At 36.5% G+C, this 26669-nt stretch carries 24 protein-coding genes and 7 pseudogenes; 17 read left to right on the forward strand and 14 right to left on the reverse strand.

The window, feature by feature from the left end:
* Positions 1–119 precede the first annotated feature (119 nt).
* Positions 120–376: pseudogene (locus J2S13_RS10945) on the forward strand (DUF2815 family protein); the annotation flags it as partial.
* Between the two features lie 72 nt (positions 377–448).
* Entirely contained in the window at positions 449–2383 is a 1935-nt protein-coding gene (locus J2S13_RS10950; protein ID WP_307257802.1) for a DNA polymerase, read from the forward strand.
* A 166-nt stretch (positions 2384–2549) separates the two neighbouring features.
* Here the strand turns inward: J2S13_RS10950 and J2S13_RS10955 are convergent, their stop codons facing one another.
* Positions 2550–3224, reverse strand: a complete 675-nt coding sequence (locus J2S13_RS10955; RefSeq protein ID WP_307257803.1) for a VanZ family protein — start codon at positions 3222–3224, stop codon at positions 2550–2552.
* 218 nt (positions 3225–3442) lie between these two features.
* Here J2S13_RS10955 and J2S13_RS10960 point away from each other — a divergent pair, with 218 nt between their 5' ends.
* The 3 genes and pseudogenes from J2S13_RS10960 to J2S13_RS10970 all read left to right on the forward strand — a co-directional run.
* On the forward strand, positions 3443–3601 hold the full coding sequence (locus J2S13_RS10960; RefSeq protein ID WP_307257804.1) for an antA/AntB antirepressor family protein: 159 nt from the start codon (positions 3443–3445) through the stop codon (positions 3599–3601).
* Entirely contained in the window at positions 3598–3876 is a 279-nt protein-coding gene (locus J2S13_RS10965; RefSeq protein ID WP_307257805.1) for an antA/AntB antirepressor family protein, read from the forward strand. The genes J2S13_RS10960 and J2S13_RS10965 overlap by 4 nt, the downstream gene beginning before the upstream one ends.
* A gap of 196 nt (positions 3877–4072) precedes the next feature.
* Positions 4073–4243, forward strand: a pseudogene (locus J2S13_RS10970) (transposase); the annotation flags it as partial.
* 30 nt (positions 4244–4273) lie between these two features.
* Here J2S13_RS10970 and J2S13_RS10975 read toward each other — a convergent pair.
* The 6 genes and pseudogenes from J2S13_RS10975 to J2S13_RS11000 all read right to left on the reverse strand — a co-directional run bounded on the left by J2S13_RS10975 (position 4274) and on the right by J2S13_RS11000 (position 6919).
* A complete protein-coding gene (locus tag J2S13_RS10975; protein ID WP_307257806.1) occupies positions 4274–4654 on the reverse strand; it encodes a retropepsin-like aspartic protease in 381 nt (126 codons plus the stop codon).
* A complete protein-coding gene (locus J2S13_RS10980) occupies positions 4654–4899 on the reverse strand; it encodes a hypothetical protein (RefSeq protein WP_307257807.1) in 246 nt (81 codons plus the stop codon). The genes J2S13_RS10975 and J2S13_RS10980 overlap by 1 nt, the downstream gene beginning before the upstream one ends.
* A gap of 430 nt (positions 4900–5329) precedes the next feature.
* Positions 5330–5640: pseudogene (locus J2S13_RS10985) on the reverse strand (lipid II flippase family protein); the annotation flags it as partial.
* 150 nt (positions 5641–5790) lie between these two features.
* Positions 5791–5952: a tyrosine-type recombinase/integrase gene (locus J2S13_RS10990; RefSeq protein WP_307257808.1), complete on the reverse strand. Its 162-nt coding sequence runs from the start codon at positions 5950–5952 to the stop codon at positions 5791–5793.
* A 129-nt stretch (positions 5953–6081) separates the two neighbouring features.
* Complete coding sequence (locus J2S13_RS10995) at positions 6082–6237, reverse strand: hypothetical protein (protein WP_307257809.1); 156 nt, start codon at positions 6235–6237, stop codon at positions 6082–6084.
* 202 nt (positions 6238–6439) lie between these two features.
* Positions 6440–6919: a GyrI-like domain-containing protein gene (locus tag J2S13_RS11000; RefSeq protein ID WP_307257810.1), complete on the reverse strand. Its 480-nt coding sequence runs from the start codon at positions 6917–6919 to the stop codon at positions 6440–6442.
* Between the two features lie 106 nt (positions 6920–7025).
* On the opposite strand from J2S13_RS11000, the gene J2S13_RS11005 reads away from it, so the two are divergent.
* The 4 genes from J2S13_RS11005 (at position 7026) to J2S13_RS11020 (ending at position 11087) form a co-directional block, all read left to right on the forward strand.
* A complete protein-coding gene (locus J2S13_RS11005) occupies positions 7026–7988 on the forward strand; it encodes a helix-turn-helix transcriptional regulator (RefSeq protein WP_307257811.1) in 963 nt (320 codons plus the stop codon).
* A gap of 116 nt (positions 7989–8104) precedes the next feature.
* Positions 8105–8449 carry a hypothetical protein gene (locus J2S13_RS11010; protein ID WP_307257812.1) on the forward strand — a complete coding sequence of 115 codons (345 nt, stop codon included), beginning with the start codon at positions 8105–8107 and terminating at the stop codon, positions 8447–8449.
* Positions 8450–9231: 782 nt separating this feature from the next.
* Complete coding sequence (gene fic / locus J2S13_RS11015; protein ID WP_442417884.1) at positions 9232–9846, forward strand: protein adenylyltransferase Fic; 615 nt, start codon at positions 9232–9234, stop codon at positions 9844–9846.
* Positions 9847–10124: 278 nt separating this feature from the next.
* Positions 10125–11087, forward strand: a complete 963-nt coding sequence (locus J2S13_RS11020) for a tRNA dihydrouridine synthase (protein ID WP_307257814.1) — start codon at positions 10125–10127, stop codon at positions 11085–11087.
* Positions 11088–11704: 617 nt separating this feature from the next.
* On the opposite strand, the pseudogene J2S13_RS11025 reads toward J2S13_RS11020, so the two are convergent.
* From J2S13_RS11025 to J2S13_RS11045, 5 genes and pseudogenes are all read right to left on the reverse strand, one after another.
* Positions 11705–12211: pseudogene (locus J2S13_RS11025) on the reverse strand (lantibiotic dehydratase); the annotation flags it as partial.
* Between the two features lie 131 nt (positions 12212–12342).
* Positions 12343–12930, reverse strand: a complete 588-nt coding sequence (locus J2S13_RS11030; protein WP_307257815.1) for a hypothetical protein — start codon at positions 12928–12930, stop codon at positions 12343–12345.
* Positions 12931–12936: 6 nt separating this feature from the next.
* Positions 12937–13824, reverse strand: coding sequence for a TetR/AcrR family transcriptional regulator (locus J2S13_RS11035; RefSeq protein ID WP_307257816.1), 888 nt, complete (start codon positions 13822–13824; stop codon positions 12937–12939).
* 677 nt (positions 13825–14501) lie between these two features.
* Positions 14502–14855, reverse strand: a pseudogene (locus J2S13_RS11040) (4-hydroxyphenylacetate 3-hydroxylase C-terminal domain-containing protein); the annotation flags it as partial.
* A gap of 110 nt (positions 14856–14965) precedes the next feature.
* Positions 14966–15445, reverse strand: a pseudogene (locus tag J2S13_RS11045) (adenine deaminase C-terminal domain-containing protein); the annotation flags it as partial.
* 355 nt (positions 15446–15800) lie between these two features.
* On the opposite strand from J2S13_RS11045, the gene J2S13_RS11050 reads away from it, so the two are divergent.
* From J2S13_RS11050 to J2S13_RS11060, 3 genes are all read left to right on the forward strand, one after another.
* The gene (locus tag J2S13_RS11050) at positions 15801–17399 is read left to right on the forward strand and encodes a spore germination protein (RefSeq protein WP_307257817.1); all 1599 of its coding nucleotides are present in this window, start codon (positions 15801–15803) and stop codon (positions 17397–17399) included.
* Positions 17400–18007: 608 nt separating this feature from the next.
* Complete coding sequence (locus tag J2S13_RS11055; RefSeq protein ID WP_307257818.1) at positions 18008–19213, forward strand: Ger(x)C family spore germination protein; 1206 nt, start codon at positions 18008–18010, stop codon at positions 19211–19213.
* Positions 19214–19286: 73 nt separating this feature from the next.
* The gene (locus J2S13_RS11060; protein WP_307257819.1) at positions 19287–20393 is read left to right on the forward strand and encodes a GerAB/ArcD/ProY family transporter; all 1107 of its coding nucleotides are present in this window, start codon (positions 19287–19289) and stop codon (positions 20391–20393) included.
* A 1-nt stretch (position 20394) separates the two neighbouring features.
* Here J2S13_RS11060 and J2S13_RS11065 read toward each other — a convergent pair whose 3' ends face one another.
* Positions 20395–21495 carry a GerAB/ArcD/ProY family transporter gene (locus tag J2S13_RS11065; protein ID WP_307257820.1) on the reverse strand — a complete coding sequence of 367 codons (1101 nt, stop codon included), beginning with the start codon at positions 21493–21495 and terminating at the stop codon, positions 20395–20397.
* A gap of 265 nt (positions 21496–21760) precedes the next feature.
* On the opposite strand from J2S13_RS11065, the gene J2S13_RS16905 reads away from it, so the two are divergent.
* The 4 genes and pseudogenes from J2S13_RS16905 to J2S13_RS11075 all read left to right on the forward strand — a co-directional run bounded on the left by J2S13_RS16905 (position 21761) and on the right by J2S13_RS11075 (position 23579).
* On the forward strand, positions 21761–21991 hold the full coding sequence (locus J2S13_RS16905; protein WP_370874026.1) for an AarF/UbiB family protein: 231 nt from the start codon (positions 21761–21763) through the stop codon (positions 21989–21991).
* Positions 21966–22211, forward strand: a pseudogene (locus tag J2S13_RS16910) (AarF/UbiB family protein); the annotation flags it as partial. The gene J2S13_RS16905 and the pseudogene J2S13_RS16910, both read left to right, overlap by 26 nt.
* Positions 22212–22240: 29 nt before the next feature.
* Complete coding sequence (locus tag J2S13_RS11070; protein WP_307257821.1) at positions 22241–22555, forward strand: hypothetical protein; 315 nt, start codon at positions 22241–22243, stop codon at positions 22553–22555.
* Between the two features lie 502 nt (positions 22556–23057).
* The gene (locus J2S13_RS11075) at positions 23058–23579 is read left to right on the forward strand and encodes a dihydrofolate reductase family protein (RefSeq protein ID WP_307257822.1); all 522 of its coding nucleotides are present in this window, start codon (positions 23058–23060) and stop codon (positions 23577–23579) included.
* A gap of 300 nt (positions 23580–23879) precedes the next feature.
* Here J2S13_RS11075 and J2S13_RS11080 read toward each other — a convergent pair whose 3' ends face one another.
* Complete coding sequence (locus tag J2S13_RS11080; RefSeq protein WP_307257823.1) at positions 23880–24320, reverse strand: NUDIX domain-containing protein; 441 nt, start codon at positions 24318–24320, stop codon at positions 23880–23882.
* A 491-nt stretch (positions 24321–24811) separates the two neighbouring features.
* Between J2S13_RS11080 and J2S13_RS11085 the strand changes: the two genes are divergently transcribed.
* Positions 24812–25762 (forward strand): DMT family transporter, encoded by a 951-nt coding sequence (locus J2S13_RS11085; protein ID WP_307257824.1) that lies wholly within the window; start codon positions 24812–24814, stop codon positions 25760–25762.
* Positions 25763–26669 lie beyond the last annotated feature (907 nt).

Below are 26669 nucleotides of genomic sequence, written 5' to 3' on the forward strand. Positions count from 1 at the left end.
GAAACCCTTTTTTTATTCTTTGAGGAAACATATCTATTACCCTGAAAGTAATAGGGTTGAGTTGACAGTTTAGATCAATTAGTCGGGTTGTGGAGATAGGATTGTTAAAGTAGTACAGTTTTTGCAATGCCAACAGCAAGACTCCACCTCAAATAGTAGATAAAGCAGTTAGACCTATCTTGGATCGCAACGAGGTTTACAGCGGTTGTTATGCAAGAGTATCCCTAAATTTCTACGCTTTTAACTCTAATGGCAATAAGGGTGTAGCTTGTGGTCTTGGAACATCCAGAAGATAAGAGATGGAGAGCCTTTAGGCGGAAGAACCAATGCTGCTGATGATTTCACAACGATTGAAGATGATGATTTTCTAGCATAAAGAATAAATACAGACGAGGTGGTGGAAGTTGTTCTTCTGCCACCTCGTTTGCATTGGAAAGGGCGGTTATACATGAATTCTATTTCTATTGATATTGAAACATTTAGCAGTGCCAATCTTCAAAAGTCCGGCGTTTACCGTTATGCAGAGAGTGATGATTTTGAAATTCTACTATTTGGTTATTCGGTGGATGGCGGTGAAGTACAGGTGGTTGATCTTGCCTGCGGGGAGGAAATCCCAGATGAAATTATAAACGCTCTTATGGATGACTCCGTTACCAAGTGGGCTTTCAATGCAATGTTCGAGCGTGTTTGTCTATCAAAATGGCTTAACCTTACAGATTATCTTGATCCTGCATCATGGAAATGTTCCATGATATGGTCGGCATATATGGGATTACCTCTTTCTTTGGAGGGAGTCGGTGCAGTTCTAGGTTTGGAGAAACAAAAGTTAACAGAGGGCAAAGACCTCATCAAATATTTTTGTACCCCTTGCTCCCCTACAAAATCAAATGGAGGTAGAGTTCGCAATCTGCCAGAACACGACATGGATAAATGGGAACGGTTTAAAGTTTATAACATTCGCGATGTGGAATCCGAGATGTCAATACAACAGAGATTATCCAATTTTCAAGTACCAGAGAACATCTGGGAGGAATATCATCTCGACCAGGTAATCAATGATCGTGGCATTGCCATTGACATGACCTTCGTAAAACAGGCTGTCAAGATGGATGAACAGTCCCGAGAAAAGCTAATGGCTTTAATGCAAGATATAACCAATTTAGAAAATCCAAACTCTGTGCAACAAATGAAAGACTGGCTAAATGATAATGGGCTAGAAACAGAGTCCCTTGGTAAAAAAGCGGTCGCTGAGATGTTAAAGACAGCTCCTGAACCACTAGGTACTGTTTTGGAGCTACGTCAGCAACTTGCAAAATCATCGGTGAAAAAATACACAGCAATGGAGAATGCGGTATGTAGTGACGGTCGTGCAAGAGGAATGTTTCAGTTTTACGGAGCCAACAGAACTGGCAGATTCTCTGGCAGGCTGATTCAACTACAAAATCTCCCCCAAAACCATATGTCCGATTTGGAACAGGCCCGTGCTTTAGTTCGAAGCGGAAACTTTAATGCTCTTACTTTATTATATGATTCAATCCCGGAGGTTCTGTCGGAACTTATCCGTACTGCTTTTATACCACGAGAAGGTATGAAGTTCATTGTGGCAGATTTTTCAGCGATTGAGGCTCGCGTCATTGCCTGGCTTGCAGGCGAAAAATGGAGAATAGATGTATTTCAAAATGGTGGTGATATTTACTGCACCAGTGCCTCTCAGATGTTTAATATACCTGTTGAAAAGCATGGTGTGAACGGTCACCTTCGTCAGAAAGGAAAAATTGCTGAACTTGCCCTCGGTTACGGCGGATCTGTTGGAGCATTAAAATCAATGGGTGCTTTGGAGATGGGAATTGAAGAAGAGGAACTTCAGCCTCTTGTAACAGCCTGGAGACAGTCCAATCCCAATATCACAAAACTTTGGTGGGATGTAGACCGATCAGTAAAAACTTGTGTTAAGCAAAAAACTCCCACAGATACACACGGCATTCAATTTATCTATCAAAGTGGAATGCTCTTTATTGTCCTCCCTTCTGGTAGACGTCTTGCCTATGTGAAACCTCGTATGGGAGAGAATATGTTCGGCGGTGAGTCGGTAACTTACGAAGGTGTCGGTGGGACAAAAAAATGGGAAAGAATCGAAAGCTATGGACCCAAATTTGTGGAGAATATTGTTCAGGCCATCAGTCGTGACATTTTGTGTCATGCCATGCAGACATTAAAGAATTGTTACATTGTAGCTCATGTACACGATGAAATTATCATCGAGGCGGATATGAGGATGTCACTTTCTGCTGTTTGCGAACAGATGGCAAGAACACCAGCCTGGGCAAATGGATTGTTACTTAGTGCTGATGGCTATGAGTGTCAGTTTTATCAAAAAGATTAAGTTCATTGGGTATTCGGATTATCTTGTGGAAAGAGGTTAAAAGACCGTCGACCTTTAAACAACGAAAACAAGATAGCACTTATTTTATGATTAGTACGTGCTATCTTGTTTGTTCCACAATCGCGCCCGTTTGTTGTAATTCATAAAATCTTATTTGCATACTTCGTTAATGTCTTAAAGGCCTATTTTTCATAAGAACTTTTTTATAAACTCTATATAGGAATATACCAATTATACCGCCAAGCGTATTTAATATAAGATCATCAATATCTACGGCACGTACCCCGCCTTCTGAATACAGGTATCCTGAAACGCTCAAATTTTCAACAAGTTGAAATGTCTCGATAAACAATGTTGTGAAGAATATAATCATTGCTACTTTTCTCTTCTTTTTTACAATTTGTAATGCCAATAAAGAAAAGGCAAGAGGTAATAACAAAAATAAATTCCCGAAAGTCTGCATGACTGTTACTGGGTCAACTACTGTTCCAAGTAAATCATTAGATATGGTTTTAAAAGGAATTAAATTAATTCGTTCCAAATTTACATAGGGATTCCCTATATATTCTTGAGTAAAGTAATAAGGGATGTAAATATAAGTCACAAAGCGATGCAAAACGAACATATACAGGACAAAGCCAAATGAAATGATCTGTTCTATGGCGTTATTAACTGTTGATTTTCTAATAAGCCAGACAGCTATAGCAAAGAGAATTCCGACATTCACTATTAAATCTAAGTAATCTAAGAAACCAGCTCCAGCGTAGATTCCCCTTTTGTAGCAGTAAATAAAATAAAGCAAAGACGCAGCTATCAAACTGTACCACTTGTTGACCCTCATATTCATTTACCTCTTATCTTTCCATGTTTTAAGCAAAATGGCCCGTTTGTTGAATTGACCACTATTGAATCAGTCTTTGATTCCATTTTAACATACACAAATTCCATACGATAATCAGAATTCCAAATTAATTTTTTCAAAATCCTCAACAAACATTACCTCCTGTGGCTATTAGGTAGAGGAACTTTCCTCTGACTATATTGCAGGAGGTAATTCGTATGGACGAATTAGTAAAAATCAACTATGAAAATCAACGACCAACCGTACTCGGTCGTGATTTACATGAAGCCTTGGAAGTAAAGACAGCTTATAAAGACTGGTTTCCAAGAATGTGTGAGTACGGATTTGAGGAAGGATCAGACTTTAGCTCATTTTGAGCGAAAGTACTGGAGGCAGACCAAGCATAGACCATCAGTTAACAATTGATATGGCAAAAGAGCTATGTATGATACAGCGTATTCCAAAAGGAAAACAATGCCGCGGGTACTTTCTTGAAATAGAAAGACGATGGAATTCCCCTGAGGCGATCATGGCAAGGGCATTAAGATCTGTCACTGTGACAACCCGGTATTTGTCAAGATTTGTAGAAAAGGGCTGTCCGAAATGTACTAATATGCAAAAATGGGAAATGTTGGAATATAAGCATTCTTAAATTTGAAAAGGGGTATCCGATCGTCAAAAAATTGACTTATTGGACAGCCCCTAAATAGTCCATATTTGGAAATAATGCACGTGGAACAATGTCGTGTAACAAGATAATCCGGGGCGTCACTGTGACTTTGATGTTTAGACGGTATACGCTTTTAGCCTTCCCATTCGATGTCCATACTTGAGTAAGAGGTGAGAGTATGGACGGATATAAAAAAAGTAGTCATACTGTGTACGACATCAAGTATCATGTCATATGGGTGACCAAATACCGATATAAAGTCTTGCATGGCCCAATCGCAATAAGAACGAGAGAATTAATAAGGCAAGGATGTGAAGCAAGAGGCATTACAATCTTGCAGGGAAGCGTAGGGAACAAGGACTAGAAAATTTTCTAATCCCTACTTTATCGATGGAAATAACTCTAGCTTTTCCAAATCGATTGTAAATTTATATACCTTTAATATATCTAAGCCTAACAACCCGTTGTGATTATTAGGTAGCATCCCCACGTCTATTTCAAAATCCTTTATATTAGATGTGCCAATTTGAATTCCATCCATAATCTTTGTATAAAATGGAACTGAACCACCAATTCCGTATGCTTCATAAATAGTATCACCATTTTCATACCTCACGCCAATTTTCTCTAAAAGATCTGGACTAATTACAGTATGGGATGAACCGGTATCCACTATTACATCATTAATCGTTAATGATTTACCTTGGAATATAACAGAAAGAGTGGTTGTTATAAGTTGTCCATCAAATGCAAGTTTCATTAAACTCTTCTCACTTTCATTAATGGATCCCTTCTAATACGAATCACAAAATCCTCATTAGATGTGTGATACACCATCGTTCCTTCTTTGGAATGAAAAAACTCTTTGTTTGCATCTTTATCGGAAACAGGTCGTATCGGGGCTACCTCATCAACAATTTTCTTATCACCTTCTTCATGGTAATCAAGAATTGCAACCAGAAGAAATTGATTTGGGAATAACTCCCTAGCCTCTTGCCATTTCATTATAGCCACCTCTTCTCTTTTAACATTATTTTAATACAACCATCTAAAAACATAAAAAATATTAGGTTTTTCTGTTGCTTGCCAACGAACCAACACCCGTAGTCTGGCAAGAATATCAGGTTGTTACAATGCTTGCCCAGTGACGTTTAGAACGTAATTAGAAAATGATAAGTTTTTCTGCTTGCCAGCGACCCGATACCCTAAGTTGAGAAAGTCTATCAAGTTTTTATGGTACCTAACCATCAGTATGACAACTTCAGATTATCATAGAAGTCGATTACAGGCGAACTACTTTCATATTTAATTTTTTTAAGATCTGTCACTGTGACAACCCGGTATTTGTCAAGATTTGTAGAAAAGAGATTCGTATTTTGAATATCTTTAAATAAGCCACATCTAGAAATAATGCACGTGGAACAATGTCGTGTAACAAGATAATCCGGGGCGTCACTGTGACTTTGATGGGTAACAAAAGTAGACCGATAATTGTTCCTAATGTAGCAGAACCAATTAGAATTCGATATTGACTAGCAACGAATTCTAAAGCATTTTCGTTTGGTGCATTATCTATCAAACTTCCTGTAAAAGGCTGTTGCATCATATTAGCTAACCTTGAAACCATTACCATTACGTTAAATAGGGAAAGAGCCGATGCTAATAGTTTCACCCTTGCACCTGATAAACGTACTGAATATGCTAATGTTTCAATTGAATGATGATTAAGATAAATAATGCAATCATTATTAATTGTGTTGTGAAATACTCCAATTTAATTTGTTTGAAAGTGTATTTTAACAATAAAATGATATGTTCTAATAACTGAAAATTTCATCTCTATGATAACATGTTTTTTCACAAAAAAGTGGGAACGCAAGATAACTGGCTCCCAATTTAAAAATATTTACTATACAATTCACGACGCAGTTTCCCGCTTAGTTGAGCATAAAGCCGGGTCGTTTCGCTCTTTTCATGACCAAGTAAACTTTGAATAACCTCTAGAGATGCTCCAATATTTAACATATGGGTGGCTATGGAACCCCGTGGAACTTTCAACTGATTGACTAAAGGGAGTTCTGTTTATATCGTTAATCAATTAATGTCCAATCCTTCTCAATGACTACCTCTGTTAAAATCTCGTTTTTATAAAAATGATTGACATAAATGTTTACCATCATTTCATTTTCATTCGTAATTATAGGAAAATCGTTCATTCCCTACAGTAACAATCATTTCATTTTGCTCGAATTCAATCGTTCCTTTCTCAATTACAATGTGTTCGGATAATGAGTGGATGGCACATTCTACATGTGGAGTAATGAACCAATACCGATAGGACAAAGGGATAGGCACCTCGTCCGGGTTTCTGAAAACTGTGATAAACGGACAGTTGAGCTGTTCCTTCGTCCTCTATAAATTTCGAAAGGACAAAACAGATCACTTACTAAGCAACAGTGGCCATTTGTGATCTGTTTCATAATGTCTTTTTTAAACCATCCATTTAGCAGGTAGGAGGATGATTTCTATCCCGTCTTTTCTCTTTTTATTTTCTAACAACAGGGATCCACATTTCACCATATACTAAGCCGTCTTTCTGTCCCATCACAACCGCTGCATTTGGACCACCAACATAGGATACATCCGTTACTTCCATCAGGACTTCACCAAAAGCAATACCTGTAAGCTTGTTACTCAACTCTTCGTCTGTATTCGCTTCCCCTTTAACAACGATGTATTCCCCTTTAGGAAATTGGATGAGTCTAGATGCTTCTGGCAAGGATTCCTCCGTCATAACACCAGCGTAATGCATCATCTTGTTATTTACTGCTTCGTTTACGACAAAAATGTAGTCATTTGTTGCGACAGTTTTTAGTTTATCAAGCCTTCCATCTTGATTGACAGCTTGCCAAAAGTCTGCCTTTTCCTTATTAATACCAACATAGTCTGTGTAATCACTTTTAAGCTCTATTCCAATACCTAAAACAGTAAAGCTGTCCTTTTCTTCTAAAGAATAATTTGCCACTTCAAATTCCTCCTATCAAATTAAATAAAATATTTGTTTTTTTACTTGCTGGATTTATAATAGCATTGAATCATGTCAAAAAATGATACTGTTTAGGAGAGGTTTCATGAAAAAAGTTGAACGGATTAACACCATCATGCGGTATATCAATAATCGCTCCTATTTTACAATTTCTGAAATTATGCGGGAATTTAACGTCTCTCGTTCGACTGCTATTAGGGATATTAGAGAAATTGAAGCCATGGGGATGCCTCTTGAAGCTGAAGTTGGAAGAGATGGGGGGTATTCTGTCATGAGCAACTCTGTCCTGCCTTCTATTAACTTTACCGATAATGAAGTTAAAGCACTTTTTATTGCCTTTATGGCCTCAAGAAATCAACAACTTCCCTATTTAAAAAGTCGACAGTCTTTAGCTGAAAAATTACTAGGCCTCATCCCAGAAAACCAGCAAGAGACTCTAGTTTTATTAAATCAAATCTTGCTTTTCGAAGGTACTAATCCCAATAATCCAGATTTACTTGATCTGTCAGACCTCCCACATCCTATGTTAGAAAAGCTCATCCAACTCATTCTATTGGATAGTCATTTATTGATTACCATCAAAGAAGGGGAGATTATAAAGTCTTATCCAATTTATCTCTTGCACCTTTATCGTGAAAAAAGCCTATGGCAAATTGAGGGATTTGACTTAAAGGAAGATAAGAGGAGGATTTTCTCCGTCGACCACCTCACCAATGTAAAACCATACCCCACGAAAAAAAGAGTAAATAAAAAAAAGGTTTTAGAAAAACTAAGTAAGCAGGAAAAAGTAATCAACCTTGTCATCGAACTTGGTCCAAAGGCAATTGCCCAGTTTAAAAAATACCATCCTTTTGGATTTTCAATTTCCTATACAAATCCTTACCAAGCCACTGCGATTCTAAAGGCTTTTATCAATGTTAATATGCCCGATGAATTGACAGATATAACAAATTGGCTACTTTTCTTGGGTGACGATATCAAGTTTAAGGAAGTGCCAGAAGAAGTTTTAGAATGTTTGCAAGAGAGGTTACGCTTTTACTACCAATAAGTAAGGTAAGCAATGTTCGAATCATTTGTTCTAGGTATTTTATAAAAGTTAATAAATAGGTTAACTATTTATTATAAAAGTTTTGACAATACGTATTAATATTTGGGAGGAAATAAATGGGGGAGTTTTTAAATGAAATTCGAAGACCAAAAAATATATCGCTATCAAGAAAAATCTTATATTCCACTTTACTATTTGTCATAGGGGTTATTTTGGGTGTGATTTCCAAAAAGCTTGATAGTACTGCCAGTAATTTATTACCGTATTTTCTTGAAGTGCTGGATCTAAGAAATTTTCTTTCTCGTATGGGGGTTTGGCTTTTCTTTGGGGTGCTAATATCTGTATATAACAAATCACCTGTTAGGTCTGCCATAAATGTTTTTTTGTTTTTTGTAGGTATGGTAGGTAGTTATTATCTTTATACGATTATGATAGCAGGTTTTTTCCTAAATCCTATATGATGATTTGGATAATACTGACGATCATTTCACCCCTTTTGGCTTTTATATGTTGGTATGCAAAAGGGAAAGGCATCCTTGCTATTTCTATTTCATCTATAATATTTATGTTTATTTCAAGACAGGCTTTTATTTTTGGGTTTTGGTATTTTGATATTAGAAACATATTAGAATTGTTAATCTGGATCGCTATGATTTTCGTTTTATATCAGTCGCCAAAACAAACAATTAGGATGATTTCTATAGGATTGTTTCTTTACCTCCTTACTGCTCAAATCAATTTATTTTGGGGAATGTTATAGGTTTATATCGTTCATTATAATTTTATATGAATGTCGTGGAAATGTTCCCGTCTAATGATAGCCACAAAAACGCAGTAGATATGTTTTCGAGAACGGACATACTAAAAATGACATTCATTCTATCCTCTCGAGCCATGTGGAGTGTGTTGCCTTGTTATCACGGGTATAAATGTTGATATAACAACGTTTTTAAGAAGAAACATCTATTTTGTCAATACGACGAAATAGATGTTTTTTGTTTGTGGAAACAGATCAAGGGCGCCTGGAAAATAACTAGATTGAGTAGACAGAAGTAATCACCTAGTAACTAGCAGGAGAGTGGATAGAATAGATATTGACTTCCATTTAACGGCTGACCTTTTAAATTAATACGTTAATCTGCATCATTACGTTATAATAAAGATACTATGATAGTTTTGTTGTATATTCATGAACGATATCTTATAAAATGAAAAATTATGTTAAAAGGAGGGTGGAGTAATGGTGCTTGAAAATAAATTAGCTATTACGAATGCTACGGAACTAGCACGTGTGGAGGAAAAGATTAGTAAGAAAAATGCTTTGGAAATGTTTGAAACTCACTTTTTAGATACTTTGGAAGTTGGAACTTATAAAGCCTTATCGAAAATTCATCATTATCTATTCGGAGAGATTTTTGAATTCGCTGGGAAAATACGTGATGTAAATATTGCAAAAGGCAATTTTCGTTTCGCGCCTGTGATATATCTAGAAGATGCCCTTCAAAACATTGAGAAGATGCCGCAAGCGACTTTTGATGAAATTATTGAAAAATATATTGAGATGAATATTGCTCATCCTTTTAGAGAAGGAAACGGTAGAAGTATGAGAATATGGCTAGACAATATATTGAAAAAAGAATTAAAACAAGTTGTTGATTGGAGTAAGGTTGACAAGGAAGATTATCTTTTAGCGATGGAGAGAAGTCCAATAAAAGATGTTGAAATCAAAGTTCTTTTGAAAACAGCTTTGACGGATAACGTCAATGATCGAGATGTTTATATGAAAGGAATCGACGCAAGTTATCATTATGAAGGGTATTATGTTTATAGGATTGAAGACTTGAAGGATGAATCGTAAATTATTTAAACTTGACAAATTGTGTAGTTGATTTAAATGATGGGGAGGTAAAATGAAAGAAAAACAAAGTTTAGCTGACATATTTTTGCCTATGAAATAAAAGAAGTAGAAGAAATATTATTGTATGATTTAGATGCTTTAAAAGTTTCAAAAGAAGATGAGCGATTAAAATCATTTAAATGATCCTTTTTGTCCTAATGTCAGTGTCATTCAAGGGGTTTATATTTTTTAATTGAAAGTTTGAAGTTGTATCCAGAGTGAGAGGATTTGAACATGAAATGATAGATAATTTTTGGCTTGATTTACCACGGCCATTTTTTGTACTTGCCCCAATGGAGGATGTGACAGATGTTGTTTTTCGTCACGTAGTAAGTGAAGCCGGTCGGCCGGATGTGTTTTTCACAGAGTTTACAAATTCGGATAGTTATTGTCATCCAGAGGGCATGAAAAGTGTGCGTGGCCGTTTGATTTTTACAGAAGATGAACAGCCAATGGTGGCACATATTTGGGGGGATCATCCCGAATATTTCCGTCAAATGAGTGTTGGCATGGCGGAGCTGGGGTTTAAAGGAATCGATATTAATATGGGCTGCCCTGTACCGAATGTGGCATCGAGAGGGAAAGGAAGCGGCCTTATTCTACGTCCAGACGTTGCGGCAGAACTTGTTCAAGCAGCAAAAGCGGGCGGACTTCCTGTCAGCGTGAAAACACGGCTTGGCTATAATGAGGTAAATGAGTGGGAGGAGTGGCTAACGCATGTTTTAAAACAGGATATTGCGAACCTTTCTATTCATTTACGTACAAGAAAGGAAATGAGCCAGGTCGATGCGCATTGGGAGCTAATTCCAGAAATCAAAGCATTACGTGACCGTATCGCACCAAATACGCTGTTAACAATTAATGGAGACATTCCTGACCGTCAAACCGGGCTGCAGCTCGCTGAACAATATGGTATTGACGGCGTGATGATCGGGCGGGGTATTTTTAAAAATCCTTTTGCTTTTGAAAAAGAACCAAAAGAGCATAGCAGTAAAGAATATCTCGATCTTTTAAGACTGCAGCTTGATCTTCAAGATCAATATGCGGAAGTACTGCCGCGTTCAATCACAGGGCTTCACCGCTTTTTCAAAATTTATGTTAAAGGATTCCGGGGAGCTGGTGAATTAAGAAATCAATTGATGAACACGAAATCAACAGATGAAGTGCGTGCATTGCTTGATAACTTTGGAAAAGAATGTTGATGGAACAGGGAAAGGGAAAGAATGCAACTCTCAAAAAGTTAGAGGGAAAATGAATCACCTCAACTCCTGTGTATTTATTTTAGTTCTTGTGTAGACGGCAAAGGCAGGAACAAAAGAAAGAACAAAGAGGGTGGGAACAAAATCCTATCCTTTTTCTTTTCTCTAATATCTGAATAAAGTGGGAAGAAAAGCGAGGAAATAGCAGAAATCTATTGGCATAAAAATAAAGATATGGAATAAACAAGGGGAGGAACATAGGGGAAATGCAGGAAGTGTGCAGGACTTTTATTTTAAATAGTAGAAGTTAGGGGCATAGGAATTTGTAATGGAATTTGAATAAAATTGTAGCGGCACCTCACGTAACGACAGTAATTCTTCCAGGCTATTATCCAAAGAGAATGGCTCTGAATTTCGAGCCACAAACCTATCAAAGAAATCACCATATACCTCTTTATTTGTTCGATATTCAGCCAACCACTCTTTGAAATTAACTCGCTGGTTTAACCATTCCAGTTGGTCTAAAGGTTCAAAGCCAAAACATTTCATATAGTGGTGAATATTCATAAATGCAATCATGTCAGTAGATACCGGCAGACTCTCAAAGCGCATCTTTTTAATTAATTTTCTGAGTCGCAACCATGAAAGGTATTTGATCTTATATTCCACTTCGTAGGTGATAAAATAAAGTTTTTGTATACAATCCTCGGGATAAATGGGAGACCTAAATTGGCGATATTATTAAAAAAATATGGGAAACTACTTCCTGTTCTTTGTTCCCCCATTTCGAAAAGAAATCGATAAATGTTTGGACACAAGGAGGGGTTTAGCATATGACTTACTAAAGGTATGAGTTCCTTCCCCATAGAAATTGATTTTAAATAAAGCCCGTCATGAGTAGCTCCTACCGCAATATCTTCTAAATCGATATTGTTTTGGGTATGTATTTTGTTAGTAATGTTAATTGCATACTCTCTTCTTTCATCGGTTTGGCATATATTAAGGTTTCTCTCGCTAATTGGTGCAGGAATTACTTCCGCCAAAATGCTATCAGCAAAATGATCCTGTTCTTTTTTAGCAATTTCTATCCAAGTAGCTTTTTCTTTACTCTCTAAGTAAGGCGTAAATCTCCCAAATGTATACCGGCACCTGCTGCATAAGGATTATGACTTAAAAGCAACTTTATTTTGCCGTTTCCTTCATTATTACTTTTTTCTCGACTTTCCTATTCGGTGACATATAAAAGAAAACGACTCCCTTAAGGGAAAGTCGTTTTGAATTGTGGTTCATTTTTCTCCTTATTGTCGCTTGCCGTCCCATATATGACAATCACAAAGCTTAATACAGTGTTAACGAGCATGTTAAGAATTAACAGAAGAACTGGAAATTCGATATTCGGTTCCCAATAGACATTCATCAAATTAATTAAGAGACCTATTAGAATTGTGTGAATGGCTGCCCCCATAGCCTTAACAAGCAGATTTTTATGCTTGGTTGCATATATAGCAAGGGGAGCTAATATGATCATACTTGCATAAGATATAATAGCGAGCCAACTCCCTAATTCTGTGGAGTAATCAGGAATCAGGGAGGGGAATACCTTCATGATCAACTTTAAGCCAAACATATAAAAGCTCAAATAAAAAATTAGCCCTATTGTATTTAAAAAGAAACGTTCTACAATCAGAGTAAATATTTTATGCTGTTTTTTTCTAGTTTCGTATAGAATTTCCGCAGCAACCACAATGATTATAATTCCTGACATAGCATATATTTGGGTTCCAGGTATATTTCCTTTAAAAATCTCTATTAAAAACTTCACAACCTCGATTAGTTCACCCAACATTTAAATTCACCTCTTATTAGTTTCAAGTTTGTCGAAAATTTCAATTAAATTCTCCGCCATGAATTTCACTTCATTTACCTGGGCGATATTTCGTAACATTCCTTTTACAATGATGAGATCCGGTTTTTTTTTCTTCATTTCACTATTGATTAAAACAAGCGATGGTTCTACTTCGCGTTTGGTGTCAGGGGACAGATAAATGCTTTGAATAATTTTATTAATAGAGCTGAGCTTTTCGTAGATTTCACTGATGTAAATGTTTTTATCATTTGCTTCTACTCTCTGCAAATAGTTTTCGCTTAAAATTGGTTCGATCTCTTTGTTTTTGAATCCATTAAATATACAAACAATCGTGTCGGATATAAAACCAGCTAAATCATCAATAGAAATATCGGCGCCATCGAGGATGACCACTGTAGAGTATTCCTCAATCAAACTATTTAGAATAATAGCCATATCTAATACACAGTGATTCAATTCTTTTCCACCAACATATTTCATTAGCTCTTGAAATCTTTGATAGATTTTATTCCGCTTATCTTGAATAAACCCGATTACTGATTCGTCATTTATATTCTGTTCCTTCATTTGCATGATCAGGAAATCTTCATGTTCTAAAGCCACCGACAAATAGCTCTTTAAAACGCCGTGCAAATAATCTATTCTCTGATCAAATGATGCTTCCTCATGAGGGGGTTCCGTATCCAAACTTTTATAAAGGCAATCCAGATAATGTTCATAGATAGCTACAAGAATGCTCTTCTTTGAGGAAAAGTAGGTATAAAGAGTTCCTCGTGCGATTCCTGTACAATTTGCTATTTCTTGAACATTAGTCAAGTGGTAGCCTTTTTCAGAAAATAGCTTTAAGGCTGCCCGGATAATTCTCTCCCTCATTGTCAACACTCCAATAATCTATATATTTTTCTCTAATAATTGAACTGAACAGTCTAGTCAATGTAAATTTTATTTTTAAATGGATAAATAATCAATATGTATTTTTGCAAAATTTTAAATAACCTGTCTTTAGAGTCTTGACAAAAAGGGAGGTCCCCTTTACTTTAATGCCTCCACAGCGACGACTCCGCATGCTCTACCATCATTTATTCCGGCTTTACAAGCAGTCAAATCTTGTTTTTGGAAGGACAATGCTCTAAAAATACCAACTGTCGAATTTTAGTTCCTTCCCTTGTTTTAGGTTGCGGGGTTGGCTGAATGGCAGACTTCTTAATAAAAGTTTATTCAATTATAAGCGGGGCAGCGTCAGGAAAATGCGAATTTACAATGTTAACCCCATTTTCCTGACACTGCCCTTAATAGCCCCAACTTTTTATTCATTTGGATTCCCTCACGTTACTGGCATAAGGATTTTCAAACAACTTTATTGTTTTTTAAACGACTGTATGATAAGTAAACCATGTTATTGCTACTTAACAGATGGGCTTTTCCTTGTGGAAAAGCCTTGTTTGCAGAATGTTTTACTGCTCAGATGCACAGCGTTTTAGATTTTAAAATAGCACAGTTATACTTTTACCGCGTTGTTAGCAGTCCGTTTCTGGCGGGGAAGAAATCTGTTATTTTTCCTTCTTCAAATTTAAGAACTGGCTGATTGCCTGAACATATTTATTTTTCGGGTAGGTTTGGTATAAGCCGTTGGCGAGCCGGACGGGATCGCCAAAAAAATACCGTTCATATTGAGTTTGTCTTGTGCCGAATGAGCTCATTGTAAGATCCCAGGCTAAGCGGAATATTTTAATCCGGTCCTCTGCTGTTTTGTTTGCTCCCTGAAGATATTGGTCAAGGTCCGTTCGGATAACAGACTGGAAAGCTTTTTTCGTCGGCAGCGAAACCATCCCGCTTGCGCCGATTAATTGGATGATTTCGCTGAAGCGGGGGTATACTTTCGGGAAAACGTTGTGGGCCACCTGGGATCAAACCACTAATTTTAGTTGAATAAGAGAAAACTTCTTTTTTATCTTAATAACGGGGGAACTAACACTTCCCGATTTTTCACATCATATAACCCACTTGGAGTCTATCCGATAAATGGTAAATGTGTGGCAGAGAAAAAATATAATGTGAATGCTGGGTCATCATACTTATAGCCTCGTTCTTTTAATAGCGCAATCATCTTTTTCTCAAGATGAATTAATTCGTTCATCTCTAAATTGGACATTCTACCGATTAAAGGTAGCGGTATTTCATGTAGAATTTGTTGATCTTCTACTAAGATGATGCCACCACCAATCTCTTTCATTCGTTCGAAAGCAAGCTGCATATCTTTTTTATTTTTCCCTATGAGTAATATATCTCCTGGGCCGGAATAAGAACTTGCAAAGCCACTTACATTTTGCACGAATCCCTTTACTACCGTATTAATACGCCAAGAGCCGTCCCTTGCGATCAACATTAAAAAGCATTCATCATGCTCTGCTGATAATTCAGCAAAATTAAGATCCAGCGTACTTTCATAAGGTTTCGCAATAACATTATCGCTAATGAGCGTTGTTGTACCGAACTATGCAGCATATTTTGCAAATGTTAACGGATTGTATTCTTGGCATGGGTGTACATGCGGCTCAATATAGCCTGGCACAATATATTGCCCTTCACAATCAATGAACTCTGTTTCTGATAAATTCTCAGGTAAGCTATCTCCTACATAAACGATGCGATCTTCATAAATCTAAATATTTGGGACTTCCCATGTATGCAAATATGAATTCAAATAAGTGAGCAACATTCAAATAGACCAAATCCATTTATGTTTAAATTGTCCTTAATTGGTGCAGATTAATTATACGAGGATTATAAAAATATTTGACGGAAGTAGAAAGTAAAAATACTTGATTTTGTATATAGGGGACATATTTATGGATTTTTTTAAGAAGATGAGAAAGAGACCAAGCAAACAACGCTCCAAAGTAGAGCAAATTAATCAAAGTATATTAAATAGTGAAGCCCTTTTAAAAGCAAGCCTTGAAGACAATATTCAATATATAAAGCAAATGCTTGGAAATAGCAGTGACATGGTGATAAGAGAAATACGCATTGGGGATGAGGGACAATTCAAAGCAGGCATATTCTATATAGATGGCTTGGTAGATACTCAATCGGTGCAGAACTTTATTTTGGAATCACTCATGTTAAATATCCATACTTATCAGAATCATTTGCAATCGTCACATCAGAATGTCATTCAATTATTAAAGGATTATATTCTTGCTGTTGGAGACATAAAGGATGTAACAGAACTCAGCTCCCTTTTTACTTCTCTATTATCAGGGGATGTCATTCTCTTATTGGATGGATATGACCAAGGTTTGACAATCAGTATGCGTGGGGGAGAAACCCGTGGTGTTATGGAATCCACCACCGAGACCGTCATTCGGGGACCTAAAGAAGGATTTACAGAAAACTTACGATCTAATACGGCTTTAATCCGCAGAAGAATTAAATCTCCCAAGCTTTGGGTCGAGCCGAAGCAAATTGGAAGAGTAACCAAAACCGATGTTGCGATCATGTATATTGATGGAATTGTAAATGGAAAAGTGGTTGAAGAAGTGCGGCGACGTTTGGATAGAATTGATATTGATGGGATTTTAGAAAGTGGTTATATTGAAGAATTGATCCAGGATAAAACGTACAGTCCTTTTCCGACTATTTATTATTCAGAGCGGCCTGATGTGATTGCTGCTGAGCTTTTGGAAGGGAAGGTCGCCATACTGGTAGACGGGACGCCAATTGTTCTTGTTGTTCCAGCACTGTTCATCTCCTTCATACAAGCAGCCGAAGATTATTATCAACGTTCAGATATAAGTACCCTCATTCGTTTGCTTCGTTTCTTCAGTATTCTTATCGCTCTTCTTGGGCCGTCTCTATATATTGCTATTACGACATTTCACCAAGAAATGATCCCGACTTCACTACTGATTAGTTTAGCCGCTCAACGGGAAGGAGTGCCATTTCCGGCATTCATTGAAGCACTCATGATGGAAATGGCGTTTGAAATCTTAAGGGAAGCCAGTTTACGAATGCCAAAGGCTGTTGGGCAAGCCATATCGATTGTTGGTACATTGGTCATCGGTACAGCAGCAGTAGATGCTGGTATTGTGTCGGCTGCAATGGTCATCGTTGTCGCCATAACGGCTATTTCAAGCTTTATTCTTCCTTCCTCTGCGGCATCTATGTCAGTGAGGATGATCCGATTTCCTATGATGGCGCTTGCTGCTTCTTTTGGCTTATTCGGCATCCTTGTTGGGTTCATTGCACTTATTCTTCACTTATGCAGTTTGCGCTCTTTTGGAGTTCCTTATATGAGTCCAATAGGTCCTTTTATCCTTGATGACAATAAAGATACGTTTATTCGGGTGCCTTGGGGGAAGATGTTTTCTCGCCCGCGATTAATCAGCCAGAAAAACAATCGACGTGAGCAACATTCATCCCAAAACCCAGGGCGGAATGACAAATAATCTTTTTATTGTTGATTTTCATGTATGTATGAGAATTTATAAGCGGAGTATTACGGCTATTTATAGAGAAGAAGTTTAAGAAGCGCAGATATTCCGTATTATTGCTCAAAATAAGACAAAATCCAAATATTTGAATACGATAACCGTAAAAAACCCCTTTATTTTTAAGAAAATATGGGTATTTCCCAATTTATGCAGGAACCCCCTTTTTATTCCTAAGTGTAGTAAACGTAACAGTTATTACAAAACCTTAGAAAAAATAGATGTCTATTGTCGTATCGCAATCTACATAATATAGAAATTGAGAGAAGGGGAAGATAAGGAAGATGGCGATAGCAGGAATTCTAGTTATTACCGCTGTGATCATTGCAATAGATGTTCCTCCTCTGTTGAAAAAAAATTAAAAAAGGAACTATGGATTTTTTCCATTCTTCTATTAATCGGAGTGTCATTAAGTATTGCTAAAGCCTTGAATGTAAAGATTCCAAATCCACTAGATTGGATCACGGCTATTTTTCAGCCTCTTTCTGACATGGTTGAGAAAGTATTTAAGTGAACATGGAATGGATAGAAGAATTAAAGGGAAATAATCGAAAGGGAGCGGGTGTATGAAACGGAAATGTACTATGCTAATCTTGCTCATTGTTATACTTCTAATCACCACTGGCTGCTGGAATCGTCGCGAGCTAAATGAACTTGCAATTACGATGGCCTTGGGGATTGATCTTACAAAAGATGGTAAATATGTTGTAACAGCCCAAGTTGTTAATCCTGGGGAAGTAGCAGGTAAAAGCAGCGGAGCTACAGGAAGTTCACCTGTCATCATTTTTCAGGAAACAGGAAAGACCATATTCGAGGCAATCCGAAAAATGACAAATAGCTCACCAAGGAGTATTTATCCTTCACATCTTAGAATGCTTGTCATTGGGGAGTCACTAGCAAAAGAAGGGATTGGAAAACCATTGGATCTCCTCTCAAGAGATTGGGAGCTGCGATCCGATTTCTTTATCGTCGTGGCTAAGGGAAGAAATGCTGAGGATATCTTGAAAATACCTACCTCATTAGAAAAAATACCGGCGAATAAACTGTTTGATGCTCTTGAGGTATCCGAAAAGGCATGGGCAGCTTCGAGCGGCTATACATTGGATGAACTAATTAAGGATATGATTAGTGATGGAAAACAACCAGTGTTAACAGGAGTCCGTGCTGAACTAAAAGGAGATAAAACCTCTTTAGCTAAACAAAATGTAGAAATGATTGATCCCCATGGTCGATTGTATTATCAAGATTTAGCAGTGTTTGATGGAGAACACCTAATTGGATGGTTAGATGAAAAACAAAGCAGAACGTATAACGCAATTACAAACAAGGTCAAAAGCACAGTTGTGAATGTAAAATGCCCTAAAGGAGGAAACTTCGTTTATCAAATAATAAAATCACATGCGGAAGTGAAGGGGAAGATAAAGAATGGAGAACCTAAGATCGATATAAAAATTCGAGCTGAGGGCAATGTTGGTGAAATAGAATGTAATGTTGAGTTGACAAAGTCAGAATCAATTGCCAAATTAGAGAAAATGATTGAAAAACAATCGGATGCTATGTTTACCAAGGCAGTGCAGCAAATACAGGAAAATAAGAAAGTAGATATTTTTGGTTTTGGTGAAGTGCTTCACCGAGCTGATCCTAAAGCATGGAAAACACTTAAGAATGATTGGGATCAAAAGTTTGAGGACTTGCCAGTAAATATAAAGGTTCAAGCAGAAATTAAGCGAGTAGGGACAGTTGGAAATTCGTTCCTTGAGAAAATCAAGTAATCGCTACAATCATGTTTCAGCAGCAAATAAGCTACTAATTTTTAAATAGAGAATGACGAGGAAGGTTTCGAGTGTGAAAAACGAAAAAATAAATGCATATCAATTCCTAGTTATTGTAATTTTTTTTACGATTGGCACTTCCATCTTAACTGTTCCCTCCGGCTTAGCTGAGGATGCGAGGCAAGATGCTTGGATTGTAGCTATAGTAGGTACAGTCCTCGGATTATTCGTAATATGGATATATAATAAGCTCGGTCTTATGTTTCCCAATATGACCTTTATTAAAATGAATATAGAAATTTTCGGCATATGGTTAGGGAAAATCATTTCTCTTATATTTGTTACTATGCCATTCCTTTATACTTCTATTGTATTAATTTATAATGGTAATTTCCTACTTATACATATGATGCCTAATACACCTATTCTTGCCGTCAATATATTGATGGTCATAATCGTGGTAATGGGGGTGCGGCTTGGAATTGAAACAATTGGACGTGCTGCGGAAATTTTTGTCCTTTTTTTCTTTATCCTGTTTATTATTTTAGTCGTATTTATTTCCCCGCAAATCAAGTTGGAAAACATTCAGCCTGTATTTGAGACAGATATGAAAACGGTCCTCCATGCATCTATAAGCTTGGTCGTAACGTCTTCTCTCAGTTCTGTTGTATTATTAATGATTTTTCCTGCCTTGGTTAATCAACCGGAAGAAGCAAGCAAATCCTTTTACATCGGGAATATCCTTGGAGGCCTCGTCATCATTATTATCACCGTTTTGAGTATTCTTGTTTTGGGGGCCGATACTACCGAACGTCAAACATATCCAAGCTTTATGCTAGCAAGAAAAATAAACATAGGTCATATTATTCAACGAATAGAGGGGACAATAGCCATCATGTGGTTTATTTCCATTTATTTTAAAACGGTTCTTTATTTCTATGCTTCCGTTCTTGGGACGGCACAAATTTTAAACATGAAGCAGTATCGACCATTAATTTTACCTTTTGGGCTAATTATAACTGTCCTTTCAATTATTATGTATGTGAACGTCGGAAAACAACAAGATTTTTACATTAATTTTACAATTCCTTATTCATTGACTTTAGGATTTTTTTTGCCGCTAATCATGCTAGTAGTCGGTGTTTTTAAAAAAAAATCGAGTAGACAAAAGATTAAGTAAATCAACTTATTTTACCTGTTTTTTGGATTTTTGCGATACTGAGCAATAATATAGGCATGATTAAACCATAGGTGGATGCATAGAAAAACCAAATCTCTTTATTATATTGACCAACTGCTTGAACGTCTGGATAAACAATTAATGAAAGAAAAATAAAGATTATTCCTAGCGGCATAGTTAAAGGTCGATGATCTTTTATTTCAAATATATTTGCCAAAACAGCAACCGCTACGTAAAAATACATGACAGTTCGGATATATGATGTAATCACCCATACTAAAGCAATGATTGCTTCGATGCGTGTTAGGAAGTTCGCGACATTAATCTTTTTCGCCAATGTGTAGCTTGGTGCAAAATGTCTTGCTGTTGATTCTGGCCCGAGAACTAGGATATTTAAAATAATAATAATAATCAAGATTATTCCTCCAATCCATGTCCCTTTGTAAAACGCCTTAATTGCGGCTTCACGATGATTGATAAATGAAGGAAAAATCATTAAAAACATGACAGGAGACATCGAAAACATCCCCACATAAAAAAATGTTGCATGTAAAACTGGCTTCATTCCTTCCCCTAAAACGGGTTGTATATTTTGTATATTAGTTTGAGGAAGAATAGAAATAATTAGAATAATAAGCAATAGTACAAAAGGAATGAATAGTATTTCTACAGAGCGAGCAAATGATTCGACACCAACTCTTACAGCCAAAATAACAATCACCCCATATAAAATATTTAGTGCTACAAGTGGAGTGTCAGGCATCCAGAAAGTATTGAAAAAATCACCAACAAAAAAAGTAGTCTCCCCAGCAGAAAGTAATGCCCAGAAAAAGAAAGTAAAATTGATGATTTTTCCCCCCCACTTTCCTAATAGCTTCTCATTTACACGGTCTAATGTAAGATTAGGAAATATACTTCCCACTTTAATATACAACGACACAAGAACTAGTCCTATGCATGTACCAAGTATTGCCGCAAGCCATGCATCTTGATTCGCTATATCTGCTAAAGGTGAAGGGGTATGTAGTATGACCGTACCGACTGAATATAAAATGATTAAGATAAAAAATTGATGTGCAGAAATATTAAAATGACTATGCATATGATTCTCCTATTTGCTTTTTTCGATAGTTGGATTTATTCTATTATTCCCGTTTGAAAATAAATATAAACTGCAAATAGGGATGCCATGTATACCTACTGAACTCTAATAGGTCGCTTGTTTCTTTATGACTTATAATAGCCAGAGTTTCTATGACTTTCCCAGATGTGCGACTTATTCAGATTTTACATAGAAGGCGTTCCTTCATACATACCGTGCCACTTCGAGAAAATGAACTACTTATACCAAGCCGCTCAGAGTTAAGATTTTAAGACCTGATGTTAAGAAAAAGATGACAGTGGATTTGGATTTATTATTTCAATTTGTATCATGGCTATCGGAACGATCTTCTAAAATCGAAAGACTCGGTCTAATACAACTCGCAATAGGGTTTAAAAAGAATCTTATTGAAGAAACTGACTTTGATATTGAAGCGCTGAATACAAACATGTTAAGAAGAGCATTTAAAGAACAATATTCATATAAGAGTTCCTAAAATCTACTCTGAGTATTCGACCAAGCAAATACTAACTATGGAGTATATTGAAGGGAAGCGTTTTACAAAAAAAGTGTCAACTGACGTTTCAGAAATGATCACACATGCATTTTTAGATCAAATAATGATGATTGGTATTTTCCATGCTGACCCCCATCCGGGAAACATTTTGTTGACAACGGATGGAGAAGTTGCGCTAATTGACTTTTTTGTTCAGTAGGTTATTTATCAGATGAAGAACGTAGCGGTATGGTACGTTTCTTGATTGGTTACAGCCATAATGATACGAAAGTGATGGTGAATGGCTTGATAAGGGTTTGTGAAGAAGGAGATTTACTTGATGAAGACATGATAGAACAACGGCTAAATAGACTTTTATCAGAAGCCTCTTTTTCACATGACCCTACGAATATCATGATGAATCGACTGATGTCGATGATTACCGAGATGGGATTATCATTAAAACCGACCGTTGCAGGTGCATTTAGAGCAATCGTTACTCTTGATGGGACATTGTCATCTATAGATGAATTCTACTCTTTATCATTAGCGAGTAAATCATAGGTAAGCCATTTGGATAAAGGGCAATTGGTCAAGGAACATCTAAGTAATGTCAAGGGACAGTTAGAGGACTACATCCTGAAATTACTAGAGTTACCTATTCTGAAAGACAATAAAATCACCATTGCCCATAAGGAGAATCACCATTTAAATGTTTTATCGGGACTGTAACAGTCGGTTTATTTACAATGATATGTATGGTAGCAATGCTTACGAGCTTTTTTGTGCAAGGTGAAGTAATGCGGTTTTTACTTGCTCCTTTATCAATGTCAGGCTTTGGAGTTGGTGTGATGATCTTTGTCATGTCAGTGATTAAACAGCTAAAGCTCAAGGTATAAAACATACACATAATGGATATTTAAAAGACTATGTAACGCTAGTCAATATCGTATGGTACAATATATCAAAACAAACCTCTATGATTTATATGAATCACGGAGGTTTGTTTGTGTTAAACCGTGTTAATTATGATTAATATGTGTACGTATTAGAAAGGGGGATAAAAATGAGTGTATTTTTTTATGGCTGTATAACTATGGATGGCTATCTTGCTGATAAAAACCATAACTTGGACTGGCTTTATCAAACTGGCGACATAGAAGAGACTGATTATGAAAGTTTCTATAAAAGTATGGATATTACGATCATGGGTAAAAGGACATTTAATGAAATTGAAAAAATAGAGAATATAGGTAGTTTTTATCCGACTACTAAGAATTATGTGTTTACACATGATGAACGCTTATCAGTTAAAGGATTTATTCCAATTCATTGTGATATTGTAGAATTTGTTAAACAAATAGAAAAGGATAAAAACATTTGGATTGTTGGGGGGAACACAATAGTAGCTCCTTTATTAGAAAACGATATGATAGATAATATGATCATACAGATTGCTCCCGTGTTATTAGGTAGTGGTATACCATTGTTTTCACAGAAGGAAGCATTAAAGCGATTTTATTTGAAAGAAGTAAAAAAACACGGACAATTTGCAGAATTAATTTATGCTCAATTACAAAAGTTCTAAGGTTATGGGATTTTCTGCTCGATATCTGGCAGTGCCATTTAACTTTAAAAATCCTAATTTTTCTTTATTTGCGTCCACCACTGGTGCTGATTGTTGAGAGCCAAGGGAGGCCATGTGCTTGACATCTAGCCTACGCGGTCATGATTTTCTTGCCGAAGCATGCTGTTACAACATCCGGCATCGCTAGGCAAGCTTTTCCTGCCGGCCCTCCATGTAAAGCGGTGCACAAACAGTATCTCTTAAGGAATACCATAAATGTAGAAAAATTTAGCCAGATCACCAAACAATAAAAATTTCACTTTAACGAATGAATGCCATTTCTTTATTTGCAAGGGCATCCTTTAACCATCGTGGATGCATTTTTAATAAGTCTTGAGGTAGATTTTGTAGTCCAAAAAACTTAATTTCAAGTGATTCATCTGAATTGCATCTAAGTTCTCCACCTGTAATTTCAGCAAGGAAACAAGTTGTTATAAAATGAACTACTGAACCATTTGGATAGGCGAATACTTGTGAATCGGGGTCAGAGTAGACTCCAATCAGCTTTTTAATTTTTATGTCTAAATTGGTTTCCTCTTTCACTTCCCTGACAGCTGCTTCTGAAACGGTTTCCCCTATTTCTATATGTCCTGAAGGAATCCCCCATAACCCTACATCTGCTCTTTTCTGTAATAAAACTTGGTTTTCCTCATTCAAAATAATTACAGCAATACCAGCTTTTAAAGCATCGATCCTCTTCATACAATAAAACCAAACCTTCCTTTTCCAACAATCTGACCCGATTGCTACTTAAAAATAATGATCTCCCATTAATGATAAACAAAGAAGACCGTACTATCAAGAAATGGTCTGTACTTTATAATTATTAATTTGAGCATATGGTCAACTAACGACTTTTTTATTTCTACTGATTGGTTTTCTCTTGAATCATCACCTTCATGGTTTCCCGTTTTTTGTACTTAAATTTAGCGGGAAGTTCATCTTTGTCTTTCCATAATGAAGTTCCCTATTAACTGAAATTTCATAGTTATCCATAAAATTGATATGTGATATATTGGTTTTATGAAAAAGAACATTATAAATCCAATTAAACGTTTATCACAAGTGGAAGAACATAATCAAATTATTTCAGTTTGTAAAGATCGGGATTGCGAAAATATAGCCGTATTGTAGAAGAAAACTGGCTAAGACTTGGAAAATAACTAGGACAAACGGAACCGAGGTGAGAATAGTTGAAACCCATTTTAATAGGAATTTGCGCTGCCTTCTTTTTTGCTTTTACTTTTATACTCAATGCATCTATGGAGTTATCTGGTGGTAGTTGGGTTTGGAGTGCTTCACTTCGATTTATCTTTATGGTCCCATTTCTTTTGTGTATTGTACTTATTCGTCAAAATTTACGCACCCTCCTAAATGAAATGAGAAAACAACCATGGACATGGATTTTATGGGGAACTGTGGGATTTGGGTTATTCTATGCTCCCTTATGTTTTGCAGCTGCTTATTCACCAGGTTGGCTTATCGCTGGAACTTGGCAAATTACTATTATTTCCGGTACTTTACTCACACCGTTATTTTTTGAAACGATTGACACAAAGGATGGGCCTTTACAGATAAGGAGGAAAATTCCCTTTAAAGGTCTTAACATGTCCCTTCTCATCCTTTTAGGAATTGTTTTTATGCAAATTGAACATGCTAAACACCTTTCTTTAGCAAGTCTATTACTAGGAGTAATCCCTGTTCTAATTGCATCATTTGCCTATCCATTAGGAAATCGTAAAATGATGGAAGTATGCGAAGGGCGTTTAGATGCGTATCAACGAGTATTAGGAATGACATTGGCAAGTCTTCCGTTCTGGTTTTTGCTTTCTATATATGGTTTGTATACCACAGGATTTCCAAGTATGGGACAGGGTTTCCAATCCTTATTAGTGGCACTTTTTTCTGGCGTTATAGCCACTGTCCTATTTTTCAAAGCAACAGATATGGTAAGAGGAAATATGCAAAAATTAGCTTCTGTTGAAGCAACACAGTCAATGGAAGTGTTATTTGCAATAATTGGAGAAATCATCCTTTTGTCGATCCCGATTCCTTCTCCTTTCTCCTGGTGCGGTATATTGATTGTCATTCTTGGAATGATTTTGCATAGTTACGTTTCAAACAGAAAAAAAGGAGTCCTTTGAAGCAATCAGTGCCCTTAAACTGAACGAAAGCGATAGTGAACTACCCGTCAATGTATTGACTGAGCTTCTCGCTTCATCGGGCGGTCTATCGACCTGCCCTCCACGAAGGTTCATTCCGAACCTTGCAATGGTTTCAAATGAGTGGGTCTTTCCCACATGACAGGCATTATTTTACGTGGTGACTGTTCTTTCTTCACCACAACCCCATATAATGCAGTTTTCAAAGAACACTCGTTCTTGTAAGTAGTATATCATGTTTTGTCTTGCCATCCCACAAGGGGATTTCGACAAAAGCGTACTCTCATCTCTACTCTAAAGAGGTAGAGGATTCCCGTCCGCAATCCTAAAATGGAAAATAGGTCATAATAGGGTCTAATTATTCGGGATTAAATCATTAACATTATCAATAAAAAAGTTTGAAAGTGATCCGGTAACTAATATGTTCCGGATCACTTTGATTTATTACCAAAAGTTTTTGAGGACATCTCTAAGTTCACGTGACATTTGAGATGTACTTATGCTTTTTAGCCCAAGACCTTCCTGTGAAGCACAATTAATATTTAGTTGAAAGCCAATATGTAGGGGACTGACTATTTTCTTCATTATACAGGAATTGGGATTTTCACGTTCTAATAAATTTGAAGGTACTTCTTATACATTTTCTCCCTTCATTAATTTGCAGTAGAACTCCTACGAAAGGTACTGTGATTTCACTGACATTTTAAGTCTAAAATACTGCCCTGAATAAGGTAGAAAAGGTGTTTTTTACCTATTAATCAATTAGGTTGTTAATTTTATACTATAAGGTAGAGGTAAATTTAGGAAGTAGGGGTACAAAGCCCACAATTGGTAGAATGATAGAGGTGTAAGGAAATGGAATATTCCACTATTCTTCATTCATTGTCCC

Origin of the sequence: Oikeobacillus pervagus, from assembly GCF_030813365.1 — a bacterium.
Lineage (GTDB): Bacteria > Bacillota > Bacilli > Bacillales > DSM-23947 > Oikeobacillus > Oikeobacillus pervagus.